This is a genomic window from Arthrobacter sp. MYb229, from assembly GCF_002975405.1.
Lineage (GTDB): Bacteria > Actinomycetota > Actinomycetes > Actinomycetales > Micrococcaceae > Glutamicibacter.
Window position 1 is genome coordinate 211,532 of sequence record NZ_PCPS01000003.1, and the last position, 19,619, is coordinate 231,150.

At 60.6% G+C, this 19,619-nt stretch carries 20 protein-coding genes; 12 read left to right on the top strand and 8 right to left on the bottom strand.

All coding sequences use genetic code 11. The annotated features are described in order from the left end of the window. Window positions 1-30 precede the first annotated feature (30 nt). Together CQ019_RS18755 and CQ019_RS11615 are read right to left on the bottom strand one after the other, a co-directional pair. On the bottom strand, window positions 31-255 hold the full coding sequence (locus CQ019_RS18755) for a hypothetical protein (protein WP_258137307.1): 225 nt from the start codon (window positions 253-255) through the stop codon (window positions 31-33). Between the two features lie 319 nt (window positions 256-574). Further along, entirely contained in the window at window positions 575-1,123 is a 549-nt protein-coding gene (locus CQ019_RS11615; RefSeq protein WP_105553510.1) for a DUF664 domain-containing protein, read from the bottom strand. 77 nt (window positions 1,124-1,200) lie between these two features. Here CQ019_RS11615 and CQ019_RS11620 point away from each other — a divergent pair, with 77 nt between their 5' ends. The 3 genes from CQ019_RS11620 to CQ019_RS11630 all read left to right on the top strand — a co-directional run bounded on the left by CQ019_RS11620 (window position 1,201) and on the right by CQ019_RS11630 (window position 4,234). Beyond that, window positions 1,201-2,100: a 3-methyladenine DNA glycosylase gene (locus CQ019_RS11620; protein WP_096285628.1), complete on the top strand. Its 900-nt coding sequence runs from the start codon at window positions 1,201-1,203 to the stop codon at window positions 2,098-2,100. A 33-nt stretch (window positions 2,101-2,133) separates the two neighbouring features. Beyond that, window positions 2,134-2,589, top strand: a complete 456-nt coding sequence (locus tag CQ019_RS11625) for a hypothetical protein (RefSeq protein ID WP_096285630.1) — start codon at window positions 2,134-2,136, stop codon at window positions 2,587-2,589. A 61-nt stretch (window positions 2,590-2,650) separates the two neighbouring features. Beyond that, the gene (locus CQ019_RS11630; RefSeq protein ID WP_105569753.1) at window positions 2,651-4,234 is read left to right on the top strand and encodes a sodium:proton antiporter; all 1,584 of its coding nucleotides are present in this window, start codon (window positions 2,651-2,653) and stop codon (window positions 4,232-4,234) included. Between the two features lie 64 nt (window positions 4,235-4,298). On the opposite strand, the gene rlmC is transcribed toward CQ019_RS11630, so the two are convergent. Both rlmC and CQ019_RS18540 read right to left on the bottom strand, forming a co-directional pair. Beyond that, on the bottom strand, window positions 4,299-5,429 hold the full coding sequence (gene rlmC / locus CQ019_RS11635; protein WP_105569754.1) for a 23S rRNA (uracil(747)-C(5))-methyltransferase RlmC: 1,131 nt from the start codon (window positions 5,427-5,429) through the stop codon (window positions 4,299-4,301). Window positions 5,430-5,629: 200 nt separating this feature from the next. After that, window positions 5,630-5,983 carry a hypothetical protein gene (locus CQ019_RS18540; RefSeq protein WP_181148442.1) on the bottom strand — a complete coding sequence of 118 codons (354 nt, stop codon included), beginning with the start codon at window positions 5,981-5,983 and terminating at the stop codon, window positions 5,630-5,632. On the opposite strand from CQ019_RS18540, the gene CQ019_RS18545 reads away from it, so the two are divergent. Beyond that, complete coding sequence (locus CQ019_RS18545; RefSeq protein WP_258133993.1) at window positions 5,946-6,563, top strand: ankyrin repeat domain-containing protein; 618 nt, start codon at window positions 5,946-5,948, stop codon at window positions 6,561-6,563. The genes CQ019_RS18540 and CQ019_RS18545 overlap by 38 nt on opposite strands. A 14-nt stretch (window positions 6,564-6,577) precedes the next feature. Here CQ019_RS18545 and CQ019_RS11645 read toward each other — a convergent pair whose 3' ends face one another. Beyond that, complete coding sequence (locus tag CQ019_RS11645; protein WP_105569756.1) at window positions 6,578-6,988, bottom strand: YchJ family protein; 411 nt, start codon at window positions 6,986-6,988, stop codon at window positions 6,578-6,580. A gap of 219 nt (window positions 6,989-7,207) precedes the next feature. Here CQ019_RS11645 and purS point away from each other — a divergent pair, with 219 nt between their 5' ends. The 3 genes from purS to purL are packed head-to-tail and all read left to right on the top strand — an operon-like array spanning window position 7,208 to window position 10,523. Continuing rightward, window positions 7,208-7,459, top strand: a complete 252-nt coding sequence (purS, locus tag CQ019_RS11650) for a phosphoribosylformylglycinamidine synthase subunit PurS (RefSeq protein WP_096285640.1) — start codon at window positions 7,208-7,210, stop codon at window positions 7,457-7,459. Then, window positions 7,459-8,211, top strand: coding sequence for a phosphoribosylformylglycinamidine synthase subunit PurQ (purQ, locus tag CQ019_RS11655; RefSeq protein ID WP_105569757.1), 753 nt, complete (start codon window positions 7,459-7,461; stop codon window positions 8,209-8,211). The genes purS and purQ overlap by 1 nt, the downstream gene beginning before the upstream one ends. Continuing rightward, on the top strand, window positions 8,208-10,523 hold the full coding sequence (gene purL / locus CQ019_RS11660) for a phosphoribosylformylglycinamidine synthase subunit PurL (RefSeq protein WP_105569758.1): 2,316 nt from the start codon (window positions 8,208-8,210) through the stop codon (window positions 10,521-10,523). Before purQ ends, purL begins: the two co-directional genes overlap by 4 nt. Window positions 10,524-10,640: 117 nt before the next feature. Here the strand turns inward: purL and CQ019_RS11665 are convergent, their stop codons facing one another. Beyond that, on the bottom strand, window positions 10,641-11,423 hold the full coding sequence (locus CQ019_RS11665; RefSeq protein ID WP_096285647.1) for a type 1 glutamine amidotransferase domain-containing protein: 783 nt from the start codon (window positions 11,421-11,423) through the stop codon (window positions 10,641-10,643). A 292-nt stretch (window positions 11,424-11,715) separates the two neighbouring features. Here CQ019_RS11665 and CQ019_RS11670 point away from each other — a divergent pair, with 292 nt between their 5' ends. From CQ019_RS11670 to CQ019_RS11690, 4 genes are all read left to right on the top strand, one after another. Continuing rightward, window positions 11,716-12,816: a siderophore-interacting protein gene (locus tag CQ019_RS11670; RefSeq protein WP_146113363.1), complete on the top strand. Its 1,101-nt coding sequence runs from the start codon at window positions 11,716-11,718 to the stop codon at window positions 12,814-12,816. A 72-nt stretch (window positions 12,817-12,888) separates the two neighbouring features. Next, entirely contained in the window at window positions 12,889-13,089 is a 201-nt protein-coding gene (locus tag CQ019_RS11675) for a hypothetical protein (protein WP_096285651.1), read from the top strand. 1,124 nt (window positions 13,090-14,213) lie between these two features. Beyond that, window positions 14,214-14,921 (top strand): HNH endonuclease family protein, encoded by a 708-nt coding sequence (locus tag CQ019_RS11685; RefSeq protein ID WP_105569760.1) that lies wholly within the window; start codon window positions 14,214-14,216, stop codon window positions 14,919-14,921. Window positions 14,922-15,090: 169 nt separating this feature from the next. Next, window positions 15,091-15,297 (top strand): hypothetical protein, encoded by a 207-nt coding sequence (locus CQ019_RS11690; RefSeq protein ID WP_096285657.1) that lies wholly within the window; start codon window positions 15,091-15,093, stop codon window positions 15,295-15,297. Between the two features lie 4 nt (window positions 15,298-15,301). Here the strand turns inward: CQ019_RS11690 and CQ019_RS11695 are convergent, their stop codons facing one another. After that, on the bottom strand, window positions 15,302-15,658 hold the full coding sequence (locus tag CQ019_RS11695) for a zinc ribbon domain-containing protein YjdM (RefSeq protein ID WP_096285659.1): 357 nt from the start codon (window positions 15,656-15,658) through the stop codon (window positions 15,302-15,304). A 192-nt stretch (window positions 15,659-15,850) separates the two neighbouring features. Between CQ019_RS11695 and CQ019_RS11700 the strand changes: the two genes are divergently transcribed. Then, entirely contained in the window at window positions 15,851-18,091 is a 2,241-nt protein-coding gene (locus CQ019_RS11700) for a 5'-nucleotidase C-terminal domain-containing protein (RefSeq protein WP_105569761.1), read from the top strand. 70 nt (window positions 18,092-18,161) lie between these two features. Here the strand turns inward: CQ019_RS11700 and CQ019_RS11705 are convergent, their stop codons facing one another. After that, window positions 18,162-19,523 (bottom strand): FAD-dependent oxidoreductase, encoded by a 1,362-nt coding sequence (locus CQ019_RS11705; protein WP_105569762.1) that lies wholly within the window; start codon window positions 19,521-19,523, stop codon window positions 18,162-18,164. Between the last annotated feature and the right edge of the window lie 96 nt (window positions 19,524-19,619).

A 19,619-nucleotide genomic window follows, 5' to 3' on the forward strand; every position in this document is an offset into this window, starting at 1 on the left:
AATGCGTGAAGTGGTGCCCCGGCTGCGCCGTCACACCACGACTAGCATGAGGATCACGGCGATTAGCAGCATGCAGATGGCAAAGACGGTGATTTGCAGGCCGGCGGCCGGAAGGTAACCCCGGCCTTGATCCATGAGGATCTGTACCGGGTTATTTGAGGCGTTTTCAACTTTCGGGTCAAGGATCGATCCTAGCGTCCACAGCACCACTCCTAGGATGAGCAGCGCAAGAGCGCCGCCGCCAATCATCCACAAGCTGGCGGCGTGGTGCTCGGTGAGACGTCTTGCAACCTAAGGGTTGTGAGACGTCCCGCCAGAGCACGCAGGCCTGTTCGCTGAACCGCGACTATTCAGCACTTTCAATTCTTGCAACTATGTCTTGTAAACGGTCCCGAGGAATCACGTACATGACCTCCGTTGCGAGACATATTTAAGCTGATGCCCAACGACTTGCTAGATGCGCTTAGAAAGCAGCTGGACGATCCAAAAAAGCAATCCCGATTCGGCACTGTCCACTTTTTCATTCAAGCTATCTCGCGATTCAAGCTTGCTTAGCCGAAACCTTAAATCACGCCTACCAAGGTGGACGGTATTCAAAGGGAGGGTCTTCGCCCACCCGTCCGTCGATCGCCTCGCGCAGCAGATCCGCGTGACCGGTATGCCGGCCGTATTCCTCGATCACATCGCAGATTAATCGTCGTACGCTCGCGTGTTTTCCCTCGTATTCCAAGGCAGAGGGCGCATCTAGTTCACCCGCGGCAACTACCTGTGCCTGAACCTCCCTGCTCCTAAGCACGGCTTTGTCGTAGCGCGCATAAAGCGCTTCCGGGTTCTCTTCGGCGTTCACCGCGAACTGGTCGCGCCCCTCGGCAGAGAATTCAAGCACGATCTCCGGTTGTCCGCGGGCGATCAAGTAGGCAAAGTTTTCATCTTCGACTACCGCCAGATGCTGCAGCAGTCCACCGATGCTCAGATCGCTGCTCGGCAGCCTCGCCGCTAGTTGCTCGATGTCCAGTCCGTCGGCCTTATACCTGAAGGTGGTGCGCAACCGGTCGAGCATGCCGAGCAGGTGCGCTTCCTCGGTGCCGTCCATTGGCGGCTCCCAGGGAGGGAAGTTTTCCATGGTGTACTCCTATGCAGGATGTGTGAGTTGGCGTACCAAACTGGTTTCGCCGGCCCATGAATTGAATAATTAGAAGTATGCCCCTAACCGCCACAGCTTTGGAAGCCCCGCACTGGATGCAGCGTGCCGCCGCGCATGAGGTCCGTGCTCGGGCCTTTGGCGAACCATTTGTGCAGCGCAGAATGACCGGGGCCAAACATCCCATCGAGGATTTCCTTTTCACCTACTACACGCAGAAGCCAGGCCAGCTCTACCGTTGGCACCCGGGCGTTGGCGTGGCGCTGCTCGGCGAGCAGGCCCACGAACGAGAAGATTGGAAGTTCTACCGCAGCGTGGAAGCCCCGGCAGGACCGGGGGTAGAACTCGATCTTGAGAAATTCTCCCAGTCACGGGCCAGGGTGATCGAATTTGCCCGCATCCTGCTGCGCAATACGGTACAGAAGCCGGCGAATTTCTCCTGCTTCGGATTGCATGAATGGGCGATGGCCTACAAGTCCGAGGTCAACGGGATACGCCACGAATACCTGCCGCTTCGCCTCGGCGCGACGGGCACGGACGAGGTCGTGGAAAACCATAAGATCCGTTGCACGCATTTTGATGCCTTCCGTTTCTACACTCCGGAGGCGGTGCCGCTCAACGAGCTGCAGCCAACCCGTGAGACGCAACGCGACCTCGAACAGCCGGGCTGCCTGCATGGAAATATGGACCTGTATAAATGGGCCTACAAGTTGAGCCCGGCAGTTCCCAGCGATCTGGTCATGGACTGCTTTGAACTGGCGTGGGATATCCGCACCATGGACATGCAAGCTTCGCCCTATGACCTTGGGGATTGGGGCCAAGAGCCGATCCAAATCGAGACTCCGGAGGGCAAGGCGCACTATGTGCGTCTGCAAAAGGAGTTCGCCCTGCGGGCGGAGAAGCTGCGGATGGAACTATTGCAGGTGGTGCTCAGCCTGCCAATTGCCTCGGAACGCTAGCGTGTTGAACTAAAAGGGAAGCACAATTGGTTCATGGGACGACTGAAGAATCGGAAGGCGCACACGGGCCTGGTTTTCGTAGCTCCGCTACTGGCCGGGCTGCTGCTCGCTGGTTGCGCCAGTTCGGCTCCCACCGCGGGCACCTCACCCGTTGGCGCTGACGCAGACCTCAAGATCAGCATCAGCTTCGAGGGGAAATCCGTCGACAGCGAATACCATCTATCCTGCCGCGGCGCCCAGGCCGCTGATTCCAGTACGCTGCCCGAGTCGAATGCCGCCTGTGCGTTATTGGCCAAGAATCCCGAAGTGCTCACCCCGCAACGCTCGCCGCAGCAAAGCTGCACCGAGATCTATGGCGGGCCCGCGACGGCAAGGATCAGCGGAAAATTAGGTGGGAAACAAGTCGATACGAGCTTCGACCGCCACAATGGCTGCGCGATTAGCGAATGGGATGCATTGGCCCCGCTGCTGGGCGAGGGCATGAAATAACCCGTTATATCCTCCTCTAGATGCCGCCACGGATAGCTCCAGCGACTAGAATAGGAAGACTATGGAGTTCTTCCTGCTGATCATCGCGCTGCTGTTCGCCACTATTTTGATTGTCGGGCTGGGTGAGCGCATCAAGCTCCCCTATCCAATCCTGATGCTCATCCTCGCCACCTTGGCCGGCTTTCTCCCGTTCATGCCTGAACTGCATATCGATCCGGCACTGATCCTGCCCATCTTCTTGCCGCCGTTGCTCTTTGCCACCGCGCAGCGCAGCTCCTGGTCGGTGTTCCGGCTGCGCTGGAAGGCGCTGATCCGCCTCGCGGTGGTGCTGATCGTGGTAACCGCCGGCGCGGTGGCGGCAACCTCGCTGGCCTTCGCGCCCTTCCTGTCGGTTCCCTTGGCGATCGCCCTCGGCGCCATCGTCGCCCCGCCGGACCCGGTAGCGGTGGACGCGATTGCGACGAAGGTGAAAATGCCGAGGAGGCTCACCTCCCTGCTGGAGACCGAGGGACTGTTCAATGACGCGATGGCCATCGTGCTCTTCCAGCTTGCGGTCACCGCCACGCTGAATGGCACCGAGGTCGGCTTGGATCTCATTCCGAAATTCTTGATCGGTGCGGCGGTGGCCATCATCGTGGGCATCGCCATGGCCTGGATTGTTGGTTGGCTGAACCGCTTCGTGCCTAACCTGGCGGCGCGCTGCGCGGCAACCTTGGTGGCACCCTACGCCGTCTACATGCTGGCCGAGGAAGTCCATGCCTCCGGCGTGGTCGCGGTCGTGGTGCTGGCCCTGGAGCTGGGCCGCCGCGACCGTCCGCAGGACTCGCAAGAACGCTTGACCCGGCACGCCTTCTGGGAGGTGCTCGAAATGCTGGCCACCGGTCTGGCCTTTGGCCTCATGGGCCTGGAGATGAACTCGGTCATCCAGGAAGAGGGCAGCAACCTGCTCGGGTTCATTCCCGGCATCCTTGCCATCTGTGTCGTAGTGATCCTGGTTCGGACGCTCTGGATGTTCGGCACCTACTATCTGCCAAATGCCCGGCGCGGGATGGAGAAGGTCTCCGCGGCCAAGGATTCGCTGGTGCTCACCTGGTGCGGCATGCGCGGACTGGCTACCCTTGCGCTCGCCTTGGCTCTGCCGAAGTTCACCGCGGAAGGTGCCCCCATCGAGGGAAGGAACTTCGTGGTGGTTGCCGCCTGCTCCGTACTGCTCGCCACCCTCGTGGTCCCGGGGCTGACGCTGCCGATGCTGATGCGGGCGCTCAAGCTGCGAGGCAATGACCAGGCCACCAAAAAGGCCCGCCGCGCGCTCGCTCGCCGGGCCGAAGAAGTTGCGGTGCAGACCCTGAAACAGAATCTTGAGCTGCAGCAGCTGCCGGAGAACTACCGCCACGTGGTCACCCGACGCATGCACGATCTGCACAACATCTTGCTGACCGATCCGGATACGCATGACGCGATCACCGATGAAAAATACACCCAGTTGCGCGCGGTGATCACCAAGGCCGATGCGATTCAGTCCACGGCGCTGGCGGCGGCCCGCGACGAGTTGCTCCGTGCCCGGCGCGAACCCGGGGTTGACCCGCATATGGTTGACCAGATCATGCAGCGCCTCGATATGCGCACGGCCACCTTGGACCGCTAGCAAGCAATAGGGTGGCCGGAACCTGCTAATGGTTCCGGCCACCCTATTGCGCATCTATACGCGTTTAGCCTGCGGCGCGTTCGAGACGAACGATCACCTCGTAGTGATTGGTCTGCGGGAACATGTCCATCACCCGGGCCTGCTTCGCGGTGAATTTGTCCAGCCTCGCGAGGTCCCGGGCCAGCGAAACCGAATTGCAGCTGGAGTACACCACATGCTGCACCGTCGAATCGTTGAGCCACTGCGCCAACTCGGCCGAAATGCCCCGACGCGGCGGATTGACGATGACCGCTTCCGGCGCCTGCTCGGCGGATAACGCGAATTCGGTGGCGTCCATGGCGGTGAACGTTGTGTTCTCCAAGCCCATCTCCTCCACCGCGACCTGCGCCGCGGCCACCGCCTCGGTGCTGGTTTCGATTCCCTGCACCCGACGCCCGCCTTCGGCGCAGTGCAGCGCGAAGCCGCCCACCCCGCTGTACAGGTCCCAGAGGCTGGCAGGATTCGCATCGGTAATCCACTGGCGCGCCTGGCGGTACAGCGCGGCGGCAATCTCGGTGTTCGTCTGGAAGAACCCCTGCGGGCGCAGGTGCATCGGCACGCCATTCAGGCCGAATTCCAAGGTGGTGCGGCGGGTGAGGATGATTTCTTCTTCACCCTCCAAGACGGCCTTGTGCTCGGGCAGGAAGTTCACCGAAACCACGCTGTGGCGCGGGAGCAGCTCGAGGAATTGAGGCAGGGAATCGCGAAGGGCCACGAAGTGCTTCTTGGTGCGCAGCACCCAGCGCACCATGACCGCTCCGGTGTCCGAAAGAGTGAGGATGACGTGCTTGAGCTGTCCCTTGCCCTTGGGCACGTCATAGGGGATGAGTTTCAGTTCCTTGATGAAGCGCTCGATCACCGGGAACAGCGCGCGCAGTTCGGGAGCGCAAACCCCGCAGTTGCGCAGGTCTACGCCGTGGCCGTCGGCGTCGAGGATTCCGATGGTCGGATTCTCGGTAGTTCCGGAGATCACCATTTTCGCCTTGTTGCGGAAGCCCGATTCGGAGCTGGCCTGCGGCGGCAAGAATTGCAGGTCGGGGAACTGCGCGAGCGCGGTGGCGCAGTGGTCGGCTTTGGCCTGGAGCTGGTCAACGTACGGCACCGTCATTTGGGTGCATGAACGGCAACGTCCGGCGGAGAAGTAAAGGCATTCCATGGTGCCTCCAATTTTAGCGAAGAAGTCTGAGCCTGGGGCGCAAAGAGATTTCGACGGTTATTGACCGCAAATTTTCAGCTTTCCCCGATATGCTCACTAGCAGATCGACATTCGGCAGGAATATCACCGCTACCGTAAAACCGCGGATCATTGAAAGGAAAGATGGCACTTCGACACGGGCATTCCACGCAACGACGTGGCTACGCATTGCTAGCGCTCCCCTTGGCCGCCGTACTTGGAGCTTGCAGCAGTTGCGCTTCTTCAGTCCCCCAAGCGGCCCCCGTCCCGTCGGCCACCTCTTCCAATAGCCCGACAAATTTGCCGGTGCAAAGTCCTGCTGCTGCTCCCTCCAGCGCGCAGAGCAAGCCATCTGCCGCCACCAGTTCCAGCACCGGCCTGGCAACCAAACCCGCCACGAGCGCGAGCGCCAAGTCGACGTCGAACCCCGCCGCTTCCCAAGGAAGCGTTGCCCCCTTGTCGAGTGCAGCTTCCTCTGGATCTGCCAGCATCAAGCCGTTGACCCAAAGCGGACCGATCCATTCGACCTCAACCACCGCTCTATTTGCGGCGGTTGCCGAAGGCGATGTCGACTCGGTGCGTAAAGCCTTGAAAGACGGCGCCGAGCTGGAAGCCAAAGACGCACGGGGGAACACTCCGCTGATGCGCGCGGTACTGGACCGCAATCATCAGGTCGCCAAGCTGCTGCTGGCCGATGGGGCGAGTCCTAACGCAAAAAACAAGTCCCAGGAATCACCATTTCTGCGAGCCAGCGCCTTTGGCCTCGAAGACGTGCTGCGTTCCGCACTGGCCCACGGCGCCGACGTAAACAGCGTCGATCGGCTGGGCAGCACCGCCTTGTTCGTGGCCAGCGAAGCCGGACAGGTGGAATCGGTTCGTGTTCTGCTGCAGCACGATATCCCGCTGGACAAGGTCAATGATCTTGGCTGGAGCGCACTGCATGTGACCATCTCCTTGGGCCAGGGCTCGAATAATTCGCTGTCCATAGCCCGCCTGCTCTTGGCCGCCGGGGCTAATCCGCACCTGACCGACCCTTCCGGATCCAACGCCTTCGAACTTGCCGAGAAGCGCAACCAGCCGCAGATGCTTTCGGCCCTGCGCAACTCCAGCAAATAGCGCGGCGGGTTCCGCTACAGGGCATCGACGTAGAACCAGGCTCCGTCTTCCCGCACGAACGAGCTGACTTCGCGCTGGCTGTCCCGATCCTGCCCGAGGCTGTAGTGCGCCTCGAATTCCACGACTCCACGCGTCGCGGTGGCGCCTCCTGCACGGGTTGCAAGGATGACCAGGCCCAGCCAGCGCATTTGGGCGTCCAGCTCCAGTTCCTTGGGCCGGGTGGTCTCATGCCAGGTCTCAAGCAAATACCGGCGCAGCCCCAAGGCAAAGGCGCTATAGCGCGAGCGCATCAGCTCTTCTGCGGTGTCTGGCAGCGCTGACCGGTCGGTCCGTCCGTCATGAAAGGGCTGGCAGCATTGCGCGTAGCTGCGCTGCTCTGCGTCCAATTCACGGCAGGGACAGCGGGTTTCCTTGGAGTTTTGCACGTATCCAGCTTACTTGCACGCTCCGGTGACCCAGCCCACGAGCCGAATATCACACGTCTTAATCGCCGCTAAAGCGGTAGTTGCACACACCCCTGCGTTTTGCGCGTCACATACCCGGTAGACTTGTAAAGCAAGCTCGCGGAGCGCCAAATCCCCCTGGTGTGAGACGGCAACTCCGTGTGGCATTTAACTTAACCTCGCCAACAGGAGATATGCCGGATGCCCCGCATCGTTGTAGATGTCATGCTCAAGCCAGAAATCCTTGACCCTCAGGGCAAGGCCATCGCGGGAGCACTTCCCCGCCTAGGCTTCACCTCCTTCGAAGCTGTCCGCCAGGGCAAGCGCTTTGAACTCACCGTCAACGGCGAGGTGACCGAAGAAATCCTCGCCCAGGCGCGCGAAGCGGCGGAGACCCTGCTGTCGAACCCGGTCATCGAGGACGTTGTCAACGTCGAGGTAGTCGAAGACTAATGAGCACAGAACTTCCCTTGATTGGCGACTACTCGACGCCAACTTCCGAACTTTCTGGAGCGCGCATCGGCGTGGTGACCTTCCCGGGCACCCTCGATGACCGCGACGCCGCTCGTGCGGTGCGCGCAGCCGGTGCCGAAGCGGTGCCCCTGTGGCACGCCGACACCGAGCTGCAGGACGTTGACGCCGTGGTGATCCCCGGCGGCTTCTCCTACGGCGACTACCTGCGCGCCGGCGCGATCTCCCGTTTCGCACCGATGATGTCCAAGATCGTCGATGCCGCGAACTCCGAAGCCAAGCTGCCCGTGCTGGGCATTTGCAACGGTTTCCAGATCCTCACCGAGTCGCACCTGCTGCCCGGTTCGATGATCAAGAACGACCACCTGAAGTTCCTCTGCCGCGATCAGCTGCTGCGCGTGGAGAACAACCAGACCGCCTGGACCAACGGCTACGAAGCCGGCCAGGAGATCACCATCGTGCTGAAGAACCAGGACGGCCAGTACGTGGCCGACGAGAAGACCCTGGACATGCTCGAGGCCGAGAACCGCGTGGCGTTCAGCTACGTGGGCTGGAACCCGAACGGCTCGCGCCGTTCGATCGCCGGCATCTCCAATGCGGCGGGCAACGTGGTGGGCCTCATGCCTCACCCGGAGCACGCCATCGAGGCCGGTTTCGGTCCGGATCACCGCGGCACCGACGGTCTGACGTTCTTCACCAGTGTTTTGACCCACCTCGTTGGAGGCAAGAAGTGAGCCAGGAAGTGACCAAGGAATTCAATATCGACACCGTCGATAACGCGGCCGGTACCCCGAATGTGGAACTGCCGTGGGCCGAGCTGGGCCTGAAGGACAACGAGTTCGCGGAGATCATCAAGATCCTGGGCCGCCGCCCGACCGCGGCCGAATTGGCCATGTACTCGGTGATGTGGTCCGAGCACTGCTCGTACAAGTCCACCAAGAACCACCTGCGCCAATTCGGCGACAAGGTCACCGAGGAGATGAAGAAGGACCTGATGGTCGGCATCGGCGAAAACGCCGGCGTCACCGACCTGGGCGACGGCTGGGCCGTGACCTTCAAGATCGAATCGCACAACTCCCCCTCCTTCGTCGAACCGCACCAGGGTGCGGCCACCGGCATCGGCGGCATCGTGCGCGACATCATCTCCATGGGCGCCCGCCCGATCGCCGTGATGGATCCATTGCGCTTCGGCGCGATCGACCACCCCGACAGCCAGCGCGTGGTGCACGGCGTGGTTTCCGGCATCGGCAGCTACGGCAACTCGCTGGGCCTGCCGAATATCGGCGGCGAAACCGTCTTCGACCCGATCTACCAGGGCAACCCGCTGGTCAACGCGCTGGCAGTCGGCGCGCTGCGCCACGAAGACCTGCGCTTGGCCAACGCCTCGGGCGTGGGCAACAAGGTGGTGCTCTTCGGCGCGCGCACCGGCGGCGACGGAATCGGCGGCGCCTCGGTGCTGGCTTCCGAGTCCTTCGACGACACCAAGCCTTCCAAGCGCCCGGCCGTGCAGGTCGGTGACCCCTTCGCCGAGAAGGTGCTCATCGAGTGCTGCCTGGACCTGTTCAAGGCCTCCCTGGTCGAGGGCATCCAGGACCTGGGTGCCGCCGGAATCTCCTGCGCCACTTCCGAGCTCGCCTCCAACGGCGAGGGCGGCATGCGTGTCGAGCTGACCGATGTGCTGCTGCGCGACCCGACCCTGACCCCGGGCGAAATCCTGATGTCGGAGTCCCAGGAACGCATGATGGCCGTGGTCACCCCGGAGAACGTCGCGGCTTTCGAAGCCGTCATGGCCAAGTACTCCGTGGAGTACTCCTGGCTCGGCGAGGTCACCGACACCAACCGCCTGATCATCACCTGGGATGGCGAAGTCATCGTGGACGTGGATCCGAAGACCGTCGCCCACGACGGCCCGGTCTATGACCGTCCGTATGCTCGCCCAAGCTGGCAGGACGCCCTGCAGGCAGATACCTTCAAGTCCTCGGAAGCCGGGGCGAACCTTCCGGCCACCGGTGAAGAGCTGAAGGCTGCGGTGCTCGAGCTGATCGCCAGCCCGAATATGTGCGACAAGTCCTGGATCACCCGCCAGTACGACCGCTATGTCGGTGGCAACACCGCCCTGGCTTCCCCGGATGATGCAGGCGTGGTCCGCATCGATGAGGAAACCGGGCTTGGCGTAGCCATCGCTACCGATGCCAACGGCCGCTACACCTACCTGGACCCTTACCTGGGTGCCCAGCTGGCGCTGGCCGAGTCCTACCGCAACGTCGCCACCTCCGGCGCGATCCCTGCGGCGGTCTCGGACTGCCTGAACTACGGTTCCCCCGAGGATCCGGATGTCATGTGGCAGCTGGCCGAAGGCATCCGCGGCCTATCCGACGCCTGCAAGGTGCTCGGAGTACCGGTGACCGGCGGCAACGTCTCGCTGTACAACCAGACCGGCACCACCGCGATCCACCCAACCCCGGTCGTGGCAACCCTGGGCAAGCTGGACGACGTGGCACGCCGCACCCCATCGGGGTGGCGCGAAGAGGCAGACGGCCAGGCAATCTACCTGATCGGTGAGACCTTCGACGAGCTGGACGGCTCAGAGTTCGCCAACCTGCGCGGACACCTCGGCGGCTTGCCACCGAAGGTGGATCTGGAGGTTGAGAAGGAACTGGGCGCGATCCTGATCAACGCCAGCCGCGACGGCATGGTCGACGCGGCGCATGACCTCTCCGAGGGCGGCCTTGCGGCCGCGCTGTCGGAAATGGTCCTGCGCTACGGTGTCGGTGCCCGGGTGGCCCTGGACGACATCAAGAAGCGTGACGGTGTCGATTCATTCACCGCACTGTTCTCCGAATCGCAGTCTCGCGCACTGGTTGCGGTTCCGCGCAGCGAAGAGGTCCGCTTCAACGACATGACCGGCGCCCGCGGTGTAACCGTGGCTCGCCTGGGCATCGTCGATGCGGAATCGAATGCCCTGGAGGTGCAGGGTGAATTCACCGTGTCCGTCGAGGACCTGCGTGCCGCGCACGAAGGCACCATGGAGAAGTACTTCGGCTAAGCCTCCGCGCTAATAGCGCAATACGGCGAACAGCCCGTTTCCTCGGTGAGGAAACGGGCTGTTCGCCGTATTCATGCCGGTTCGAGGTGCTCCCCGCCAGCTCGGGACCTAGCTCTTCTAGTGATGCTTGTGCTCATCGTGCTCCTTGCGCGATGCCGACTTCTTGGCATCATGCTGGGCACGAAGGTCTTCGGCGTCATGCTGCTCGGCGGCTTTCTCCTGCTGAATCACTTGAGCGAAAAGCTTCTCCATCTCCTTGGCGACACCAGCTGCGGACGCCGGATTCTGGCCGGTGACCAGACGCTCGTCGACGACAACCTTTTCTTCGAAGTTTTCAGCCGCTTCGTGAATGGCACCTTGTTCAACCAGCCTGTCGACAAGGAGGAACGGGACGACCTTGTCCTTGCCGACTGCGACCTCTTCTTCGTTGGTGAATGCCGCGACGGTTCGCCCTTCGATGAGGCGCAATCCATTTTTCAATTCGACGTCGAGCAATCCAGCAGAACCGTGGCAAACCGCACCGACTAGTCCCCCTGCGTCGTAGACGCTGGCTACAAGTTTCTGCAGCCCTTCATGCTCAGGGAAGTCCCACATGGTCCCATGTCCACCGACCAGGTAAACGCCGTCATATTGTTCGGGGTCCACAACCTCGACTCGCGCGGTGTTGTAAAGGCCCGCCCGCGTAGCCTCATTCTGCGTGAATGCCACTTGGATCGGGTCGTCGGTATCTACCGTATCCTGCGGTGGTTGTCCGCCCTTGATCGAGGCAAAGTCTACGAAATGCCCGGAGTCCTTGAATACTTTCCATGGATGCGCGGCCTCGGCCACGTTGTATCCGGTTTTTTCTCCCGTGTCGCCGATCTCGGAAACACTGGTTAGTACCATGAGGATTTTCTTCATGACGTGCTCCTTTCACCCGATCCCCAGCCTAGGCAGGCGCTCTTCATCTGGCTACCTATTCCAGATAGCTTTCGGCTAAGTCTCAGGAAATGCCTTGAGCGGGGCTAAGAATTTTTGCCCCTTTGAAGTCCGTCATCCTTGAGCGAAATTGGCGCATTCGAAAGACAGGACCGCTGGGAGTCGTTGCGGAACCTTGCCTTGCCTTCCCTGTGGGGCTTGTTTGCTCCCTCCAGACAGCGCACACTCGGATCAAGAACATTTCCAGTGGACGCAAGAGTCGGGAGCACAGGTCGTGTCAAAGCATCACAGATACAGCAAGCACACTCCACAACTGGTCGTGTCCGCACCTGAGCATTTCATCCTGCAGGCGGTCAATCGTGCCGAAAGGGCAGGCGGCAAACTCGGCTACAAGATAGCCAAGAAGGAACTGAAGAACGCGCAGCATGAAGGGCTCGAGCTTTCCGAGCAACAGACCGACGAACTGCTCCAGGCCGCCGAACGCGCCGGAGCTGCGGCAGCATTGGCCGCGGCACGACGCGTGTTAGGCAAGAGCGTTCACGGGAGGCAGGACATATATCCCGGCGAGAACTCCGAGCATAAGACGCCCCGCCCCGAACTCACCGAGCCAACTCCTCTCAGCCACGGCATGGGCCAACACGTGTTGACGGTTAAACGCGTGAAGCATTTGAGTTCGGAAATGATCCGGGTGATCGCCGGAGCCGATCGACTTGCCGGATTCCGCCCGAACGGCAAGGCGGATCAGTACGTCAAGGTGTACTTTGCCGATCGCGAACTGGGGCTCACCGCCCCCTACGATTTGAAGGCATTGCGCCACCGGCTGCCCCGCGAGCAGGTTCCACGCTCACGTTCCTACACCATCCGCTGGGTCGACCGGTCGGCAGAAGAGCTGGCCATTGACTTCGTGGTGCATGGAGACCGTGGTTATGGCGGTTCGTGGGCCGCCAAGGTACTGCCGGGAGACCCACTGGTAATCTCGGACCCACGTGGCAAATTCACGCCGAGCTCGAAGGCCGGGAATTATCTGTTCGCAGCCGACGAGGCGGGAATTCCGGCCGTTTCCGTGGCTTTGAGTATGCTGCGTGCGGATGCGCAAGGAATTGCGCTGCTGGAAGTGGCCGGGGCCGCGAGCGAGTTTGAAATCGAGCATCCCGCCGGGATCGAACTGCGCTGGCTGCACCGAGACGGCCTACGCCCCGGAACCAGCGATCTGCTCCCTCCGGCGCTTCTTGCGCTGGGTCAACCCAACCCCGGGACAAGCGTGATGGCGCACGCCGAACGATCCACCGCGAAAGCCATCTCGAATATCACCGCCCAATGGGGCCTGAATAAGAAGTACGTCCACGTTTCTTCGTACTGGACGCTGCGGCGCTAGCGTTAGCGCCGCAGGTCACTGGACGTCACCGTAGGGAGCGGTATCTTTTCGAAGCGAAGCGAGGATCAATCGATGGCTCGGCTCCCCCGCGCCCGGCGACTGCTCAGCGCCATCGGCGGGTTGCTATTGGTCGTTATCGGGCTTGCGCTGATAACCGACTCGGCAACTTCCGTATCGCTCATCGTCCTCTTGCTGTGCTCGGGGTCGATTCTCACCGACCTAATGCGCCTACCGGCCGCGTGGCAGGTAAGCAGCCGGTGCGTGGCGCACTGACCGTGCTGGTTGGATTATTTGGTTCGGTTCTGGTCATCATCTGGCCCCGGCCATCGCTTTGGGTACTCGGCGCAGCTTTTGCGGGTGGCTAGTTCTCCTGGGACTGCACCGTCTTTGCGAAACTTTTGAACACCGGCTTCCCAAGACTCCTCGGTGGCTTCCCTGCTGGGACAGACGGGGCTCACCTTTGCTCCCGCCGGCTGCCTCGTGCTTCTGCTTGCCACCGGCGCCGCCACCGCATGGCTCTATTCCAGCGATGCACAGGCGGTCATGCGGCCCTTTTCGGTGCGGCTCGTGCCGAGAGATATGCTCCTGAACTGGAGGTACTCGATACTGCCGGAATGGCTCCGGCAACGGACCTGACTCGACTTGCGACAGGATTCAAGGACGAGGCTTAGGGAAAGATCGTCACCAGCCATATTGCCTCCGCCTGGGAGAAGATCTACCCCGAGTTGGAGATCGCCGCGCAACAGAACTCATCGGCCCGCTCCGCTGTCGAGCACATCTCACAGTTGCGCTTCTTCGGCAAAGACGTACCCGCCGCGCTGTCCACCAGCTCTCGACTATTCGACGCGTGCGCAGCCGGAAGCGATCTGCTCTAACGCGAATATGACGGGCTGGATCATCTGGGGCTCGTCGGAGAAAATTCACCGTTGAACCATGATCTCGTGCAATGGACCAAGGAATTGCTGGCGGGGGAACAAGAACGTGGAAACTGCACCCGCCAACTAGCTATCGGGCGAAGTTCCGGACCGTGACCTGCAATTCGGGCCTCTCGCTGCGCTAATCAAGGGCGATCCGTTTCTCCAACTCGGAAGTCTGATGTGGAGCTCAACGGCAGAACCGAATTGCCGATCGAGGCAGAGACGTTTCGTTCGCCAACGCCCACCTGTCCAAATTCCAATGCAGTGAAGCATTCGAATGACCGTGGGTCTGAACGATTCAAGACAAGGTGTGTCAGATCAGGAGTTCTCTACTAATTACTCCCTCTAGATCGCGGCTCGAAACATCTCACAAATGAACACGCAGGTGAACCCCTCGACTTGTCGGTAGCAACGAATAGAGTTCTACCGGTGGAGGACAAATCCACCTAATCAATACCGAAGCAGGAGAACTCCCCGGGCATGCGCTTATCGCGACGAATTATTTCCATCACGCTGGTAGCCGCCACCCTTGCCGTGGGTGCTTGCGCGTCGCTGGGATCATTTGAGCTTTCAGACTTGGTCTCCGAGCCTGCTGCCCAGACGGCAACCACACTGGGCGACAAAGAAGAGTTCGCCAAATCCCTCACGCTGCTTGAACAGATCGATCGCAAGGGGCGAGCGCCGAAAACCGGATATGCACGGGATCTATTCGGCAAAGGCTGGAAGGACCCGGACCGCAACGGCTGCGATGCACGAAACGATATCTTGGCCCGCGATCTGGAAGATGTTGCCCTCAAGCCGGCACGGGTCGACTGCGTGGTGCTCAGCGGCATCTTCCATGATCCGTATACGGGAGAAACCATTGAGTTCCGGCGCGGGCAAGGAACCAGCTCCGAAGTCCAGATTGATCACGTAGTCGCGTTGTCTGATGCGTGGCAAAAGGGCGCACAGAAATGGGACGCACAGACTCGGCTCGAATTCGCCAATGACCCGTTGAACCTTCTTGCCTCGGATGGGTCGGCAAATGCCTCCAAAGGTGACAAGGATGCAGCTACCTGGCTTCCACCAAACAAGAGCTTCCGCTGTGCTTACGTTTCACGCCAAACTCAGGTGAAGGCAAAATATGGCGCGTGGATGACCCCGGCTGAGCACACTTCCATTGCCAAAGTCCTCAGGTCATGCCTGTAAAACTCAGGCAATCGCCTCGCCATCATACAAAAGGATGAGGGCAATAGGCCGTAATTGCACCAAAAGTTTTATATTCAAATCGGTGAACCTGTGGCAGAATTGTATTAGTCCAGCGTTTTGGGAATAGCTCATGGCGCGACGAACACGAATCAACAGAAACTGGTGCACCATGAAGGCACGACTGCTCGGCTCGATACTTCTAGCCGCCAGCGTCTGCGTCTTCATGCTCGCCCTGGACGTCCAGCAACGCGAGATCGCGACCGCCTGCTGGGTGACCTCATCGCTGATGTTCATTGTCTCGGCAATGATTCTGGTGACCAGCACGCTGGATAGATCCGAAGTAACCGCCGGCGATCCGCGCCGCCGAAAGGTCTAGCGAACTAGGCTTTCTTTACGATGGAAGACTTCAGTTCCATGGGACCGAAGCCATCGACCTTGGCGAAGATATCATGGTCACCGCTGCCCGGAGTCAGCCTGATATTACGCACCTTGGTTCCAGACTTCAGCGCAGCCTGCGCTCCCTTAACTTTCATGGTCTTCACAATGGTCACCGAGTCGCCATCCTGCAAGACATTGCCCACGGCATCCTTTATTTCGGCGCCTGCGGCATTGTTGCCCCCCTCCCCAGCAATGTGCGCATTCCATTCGTGCGCGCATTCGGGGCAGACAAGTAGCGAGTCCATGGCATAGGTGTATTCGCTAGAGCATTCGGGGCACGGCGGCAAGGTTTCACTCATGAAAATAGCTTATCAATGCTGGTGATCGGCGCCCGCACCCTGGAGGGTCAAGCGGCGAACCGGCAGGCACCGCCCGCACCGGAAACGGCGTAATTTCCATATAGATGGACAAATTTCACGAGAAGTCATCGACAGGTTCACCTGCATGCGATAGACATGATGCATGTCACTCGCACACTACTAGGAGGATCTATGTCTGCATTCAAGCAGATAAGGAACACTGGACTAGCTTCGCTAGCCGCATTGTCCCTGCTCACCTCGGGCGCAATTGCCGCTCAGGCAACCGCGACGGAAGCACCCGCTGCTGGCGAAAATGTCAGTCTCGACCTTATCGGGATCAACGATTTCCATGGCCGTATCGCAGCCGACCGGGATTCGGCAGGCGCCGCGGTCTTGGCCGGCGCCGTCGATGCCCAACGCGCAGCGAACCCGAACACCTTGTTCGTCTCGGCCGGGGATAACATCGGAGCTTCAACCTTCGCCTCCGCTTCTCAAGAAGATGAACCGACCATCGATTCGCTTGTCGCCGGCGGGTTGGACGCCGCAGCGGTGGGCAATCATGAGTTCGACGGCGGATACGAGGACCTCAGCGACCGCGTCATCGAACGCTACGGGCAGCAATCCGGTGCGGATGGCGCCGACTTCGCGCTTGGCGCCAACGTCTATGACAAGGGGACCAAGAATCCCGCCTTGCGTGAATACGCGATCCGCGAGGTGGACGGGCTGCGCGTTGGAATCATCGGCACCGTCACCGCCGATGTCCCTTCGCTGGTCAGCCCGAACGGTATCTCCTCCCTTGACTTCGGAAGTGAATTGGAAGCGGCTAATCGAGTCGCGGCCCAGCTTTCCGATGGCGACGAGGCCAACGGCGAAGCCGACGTCCTGGTCCTACTGACTCACAACGGCTCGGAGAACGATACCTGCGAGGTTATCGCCGACGAGGACAGCGACTACGGCACGCTCATCCGCGATGCCAGCCCGGAGATCGATGCGATCTTCTCCGGCCACACGCATCAGGCCTATAACTGCGATATTGCGGGCCGATCGGTCATCCAGTCGCATCAGTACGGCACCACCTTGGGCAAGGTTTCCCTAGAGCTCGACGCCACCACCGGTGACGTCGTTGAGAGTGCAACCGAACTCGTCCCGCTGGCAACTGAAGATGCCAATGGCGATTGGTCGCCAAACTTCGAGGCAAATGCCGAGGTCCAGGCCATTGTCGATGAAGCAGTAGACAAGTCGGAAGAAGTCGGCAGCGTGAAGGTCGGCCAGATTTCCGAGGACATCCTGCGCGGCGGCGAAGAACCGGGATCCGACCGCGGTATCGAGTCGACACTGGGAAACACCGTGGCAGACATCCACCTGTGGGCCACCTCGAACGAGAACTTCGCCGGAGAGCCGGCGGAGATCGCCTTCATGAACCCAGGCGGCCTGCGCGCCGATCTGCTCTACGGCCAAGATGGCACGGTGACCTACAAGGCCGCCGCCGACGTCCAGCCCTTTGCCAACACGTTGATCACCTTCGAGATGACCGGAGAGCAGATCCGTGAGGCCTTGGAGCAGCAATGGCAGCCGGAAGGCTCGGAACGTACCAAACTGCATCTGGGCATCTCCGAGGGATTGGAATACACCTACGTTGAAGATGCAGCTGCCGGCGAGCATATCAAGGACATCACCTTCAACGGTGAGCCACTTGATGAGAGCGCATCCTTCACGGTCGCGGCCAACGCGTTCCTCGCAACCGGTGGCGATAACTTCGCCGCCTTTGCTGAAGGCACCGGCCACACGGACAGCGGCCAAATTGATCTGGACGCAACCGTGAACTACTTCAAATCCCACGACGTAGTTTCCCCAGCACCATTGGGCCGCGCCACCTTGTCGGGTACCGACTGGGCCAGCGTGGAGATTTCGCCTTCCGAGATCGTTCCCGGTGAAGGCGCTCAGGTCTCCGTGATGGGCCTCGAAGAAGGGGCAGAAGTAACAGCCACCGCCTTCGACGGCGAATTGGTAGTAGATGATATCCCTGCCGCGGATGCGGAAGGCAAGACCTCCTTCGAGCTTGCCGTTCCAGCCGATGCCAAGCTAGGGGCAAACTCGCTGGTTCTCTCCCAGGTGCAGCGCGAGGACATCTCGGTGGACTTCACCGTAATCGAGTCGGCCGCGGAGCCGACTCCGAGCGCCGAACCGACCGAGGAACCTAGCCAGGAACCTTCGCAGAGCCCAAGCGAGGAGCCATCGCAAAGCCCTTCGCAGTCGCCAAACGCAACGCCTTCCGAGGACAGCAAGCAGTCGCCAAGCGAGCAGCCTCGCGACAAGGATTCCCTGGCGGACACCGGGTTCGCCGCTAGCTGGATCGGCATCGCCGCAGGGGTGGTGCTGGTCGCCGGAATCATCTTGCTGGTGATTCGCAGCCGCAAGAAGAACACCCACTAAGCAAGAACGCGCAAGCCAACGGCACCCCGGAATCCATCCGGGGTGCCGTTGGCCTTTCAGGAACTATGCACTAGTCAAACCCTGCTAAAACCTCGTTCAAGGCCTCGGTCGAAGACGGGTGGGTGAAGATCGAGTCGCGTAGCGTGCTGGCGGTGATCCCGGAGCGCATGGCTAGCGCCACCAGGTTGATGACTTCCTGTGCGTCTACGTGCATCAGCGCCGCACCAAGTATCTGGTCGTTGTTTCGATCCACCAAAAATTTGATGATGCCTCGCGGATCCCGCACAATTTTCGGCCGTGGCATCGCCGCGATATCGGCAACTTTTTTCACCGCCACCTTAATGTCCAGCCCTTGGGCACGCCCCTGGTCTTCGCTGAGACCTACCCGGGCCAGGGGCGGGGTGGTGAACATGGTGGTTGGCACCGCCACCCTGTCTTCGAGGTTCCGTGCGCCCTCCCCCAAGAACTGGTCTTTGAGGATCCGCTGGTCATCTAAAGATGTGTAGGTGAACTGCGGTCCGCCGATGACATCGCCCAATGCGTAGATCCCCTCCGAGCCGGTGGCCAAATGCTTATCAACCTTGATCTCGCCTTTGTCTCCCAAGCGAACATCGGTCGTTTCCAGGTTGAGTCCCTGGGTGGCAGGGGTTCGTCCAAGTGCCAGGAGCACCGCGTCGGCTTCGATGCTCCGCTCCATTCCGTCTCGTTGATAGGTCACCGTGACGCTTTCGGCATCCTGACGCATCGAGGTGACACTGGCGGAATCGAGGATGTTCACTCCGGCATCAGATAGAGCCGAGGCCACCTCGGCGGCAACGTCTTCGTCTTCGCGCTTCAAAGGCCGCGCTCCGCGATCCAGCACGGTCACCTCCGCACCGAATTGCGCGAACATGGAAGCGAATTCCAGCCCCACGTAACCGCCGCCCACCACAAGCAGCTTGGCCGGGAGTTCAGCATGTTGCAGGGTCGTTGAATCGTGGATTCGCCCGCCAATTTCCGCGCCGCTAATTGGCGGAACGGAAGGTAGCGCCCCGGTGTTGATGACGATCCTCGGGGCGCTGAGCTCTAGTACCTCCTCGCCGCCTTCCACCTTGATGCTGTGCGGGCCGGTGAAGCTGGCCCTGCCCGTGAGCACCAGAACGGAGTCCAGGTCGTTCAGCATCGAGAAGTTCTTTTGGCGCATCTTCGCGGTGAGTTCGTCGCGGCGTTCGACCGACTTGTAGAAGTAGTGGGCATCTGCCCTATTGCCCCGATGCTGTTCCGCGTCATGGATCAAGGTCTTCGTTGGAACGCATCCAATGTTGATGCAGGTGCCGCCATACATCGATGTCGACTGCTCAACGATAGCCACCCGTTGTCCTGCGCGGGCTAGCGTTCCTGCGAGAGTTTTGCCGCCCTTTCCCCAGCCAATGACAATGACATCAAGTTCCATAGCCGCAACCACGTCCTCACAATTGGTTTTCTGCTTCCACGCCGAGTCTTCTCCGCGTGTAGCTTCAAAGCAACCTATGGACTCGGGGAATAAGAA

Coding starts and splice junctions, on each gene's coding strand:
- CQ019_RS11615 (WP_105553510.1), bottom strand. CDS start 1,123: ATGGAAAACTTCCCTCCCTGGGAGCCGCCAATGGACGGCACCGAGGAA.
- CQ019_RS11620 (WP_096285628.1), top strand. CDS start 1,201: ATGCCCCTAACCGCCACAGCTTTGGAAGCCCCGCACTGGATGCAGCGT.
- CQ019_RS11625 (WP_096285630.1), top strand. CDS start 2,134: ATGGGACGACTGAAGAATCGGAAGGCGCACACGGGCCTGGTTTTCGTA.
- CQ019_RS11630 (WP_105569753.1), top strand. CDS start 2,651: ATGGAGTTCTTCCTGCTGATCATCGCGCTGCTGTTCGCCACTATTTTG.
- rlmC (WP_105569754.1), bottom strand. CDS start 5,429: ATGGAATGCCTTTACTTCTCCGCCGGACGTTGCCGTTCATGCACCCAA.
- purS (WP_096285640.1), top strand. CDS start 7,208: ATGCCCCGCATCGTTGTAGATGTCATGCTCAAGCCAGAAATCCTTGAC.
- purQ (WP_105569757.1), top strand. CDS start 7,459: ATGAGCACAGAACTTCCCTTGATTGGCGACTACTCGACGCCAACTTCC.
- CQ019_RS11665 (WP_096285647.1), bottom strand. CDS start 11,423: ATGAAGAAAATCCTCATGGTACTAACCAGTGTTTCCGAGATCGGCGAC.
- CQ019_RS11675 (WP_096285651.1), top strand. CDS start 12,889: ATGGCTCGGCTCCCCCGCGCCCGGCGACTGCTCAGCGCCATCGGCGGG.
- CQ019_RS11685 (WP_105569760.1), top strand. CDS start 14,214: ATGCGCTTATCGCGACGAATTATTTCCATCACGCTGGTAGCCGCCACC.
- CQ019_RS11690 (WP_096285657.1), top strand. CDS start 15,091: ATGAAGGCACGACTGCTCGGCTCGATACTTCTAGCCGCCAGCGTCTGC.
- CQ019_RS11695 (WP_096285659.1), bottom strand. CDS start 15,658: ATGAGTGAAACCTTGCCGCCGTGCCCCGAATGCTCTAGCGAATACACC.
- CQ019_RS11700 (WP_105569761.1), top strand. CDS start 15,851: ATGTCTGCATTCAAGCAGATAAGGAACACTGGACTAGCTTCGCTAGCC.
- CQ019_RS11705 (WP_105569762.1), bottom strand. CDS start 19,523: ATGGAACTTGATGTCATTGTCATTGGCTGGGGAAAGGGCGGCAAAACT.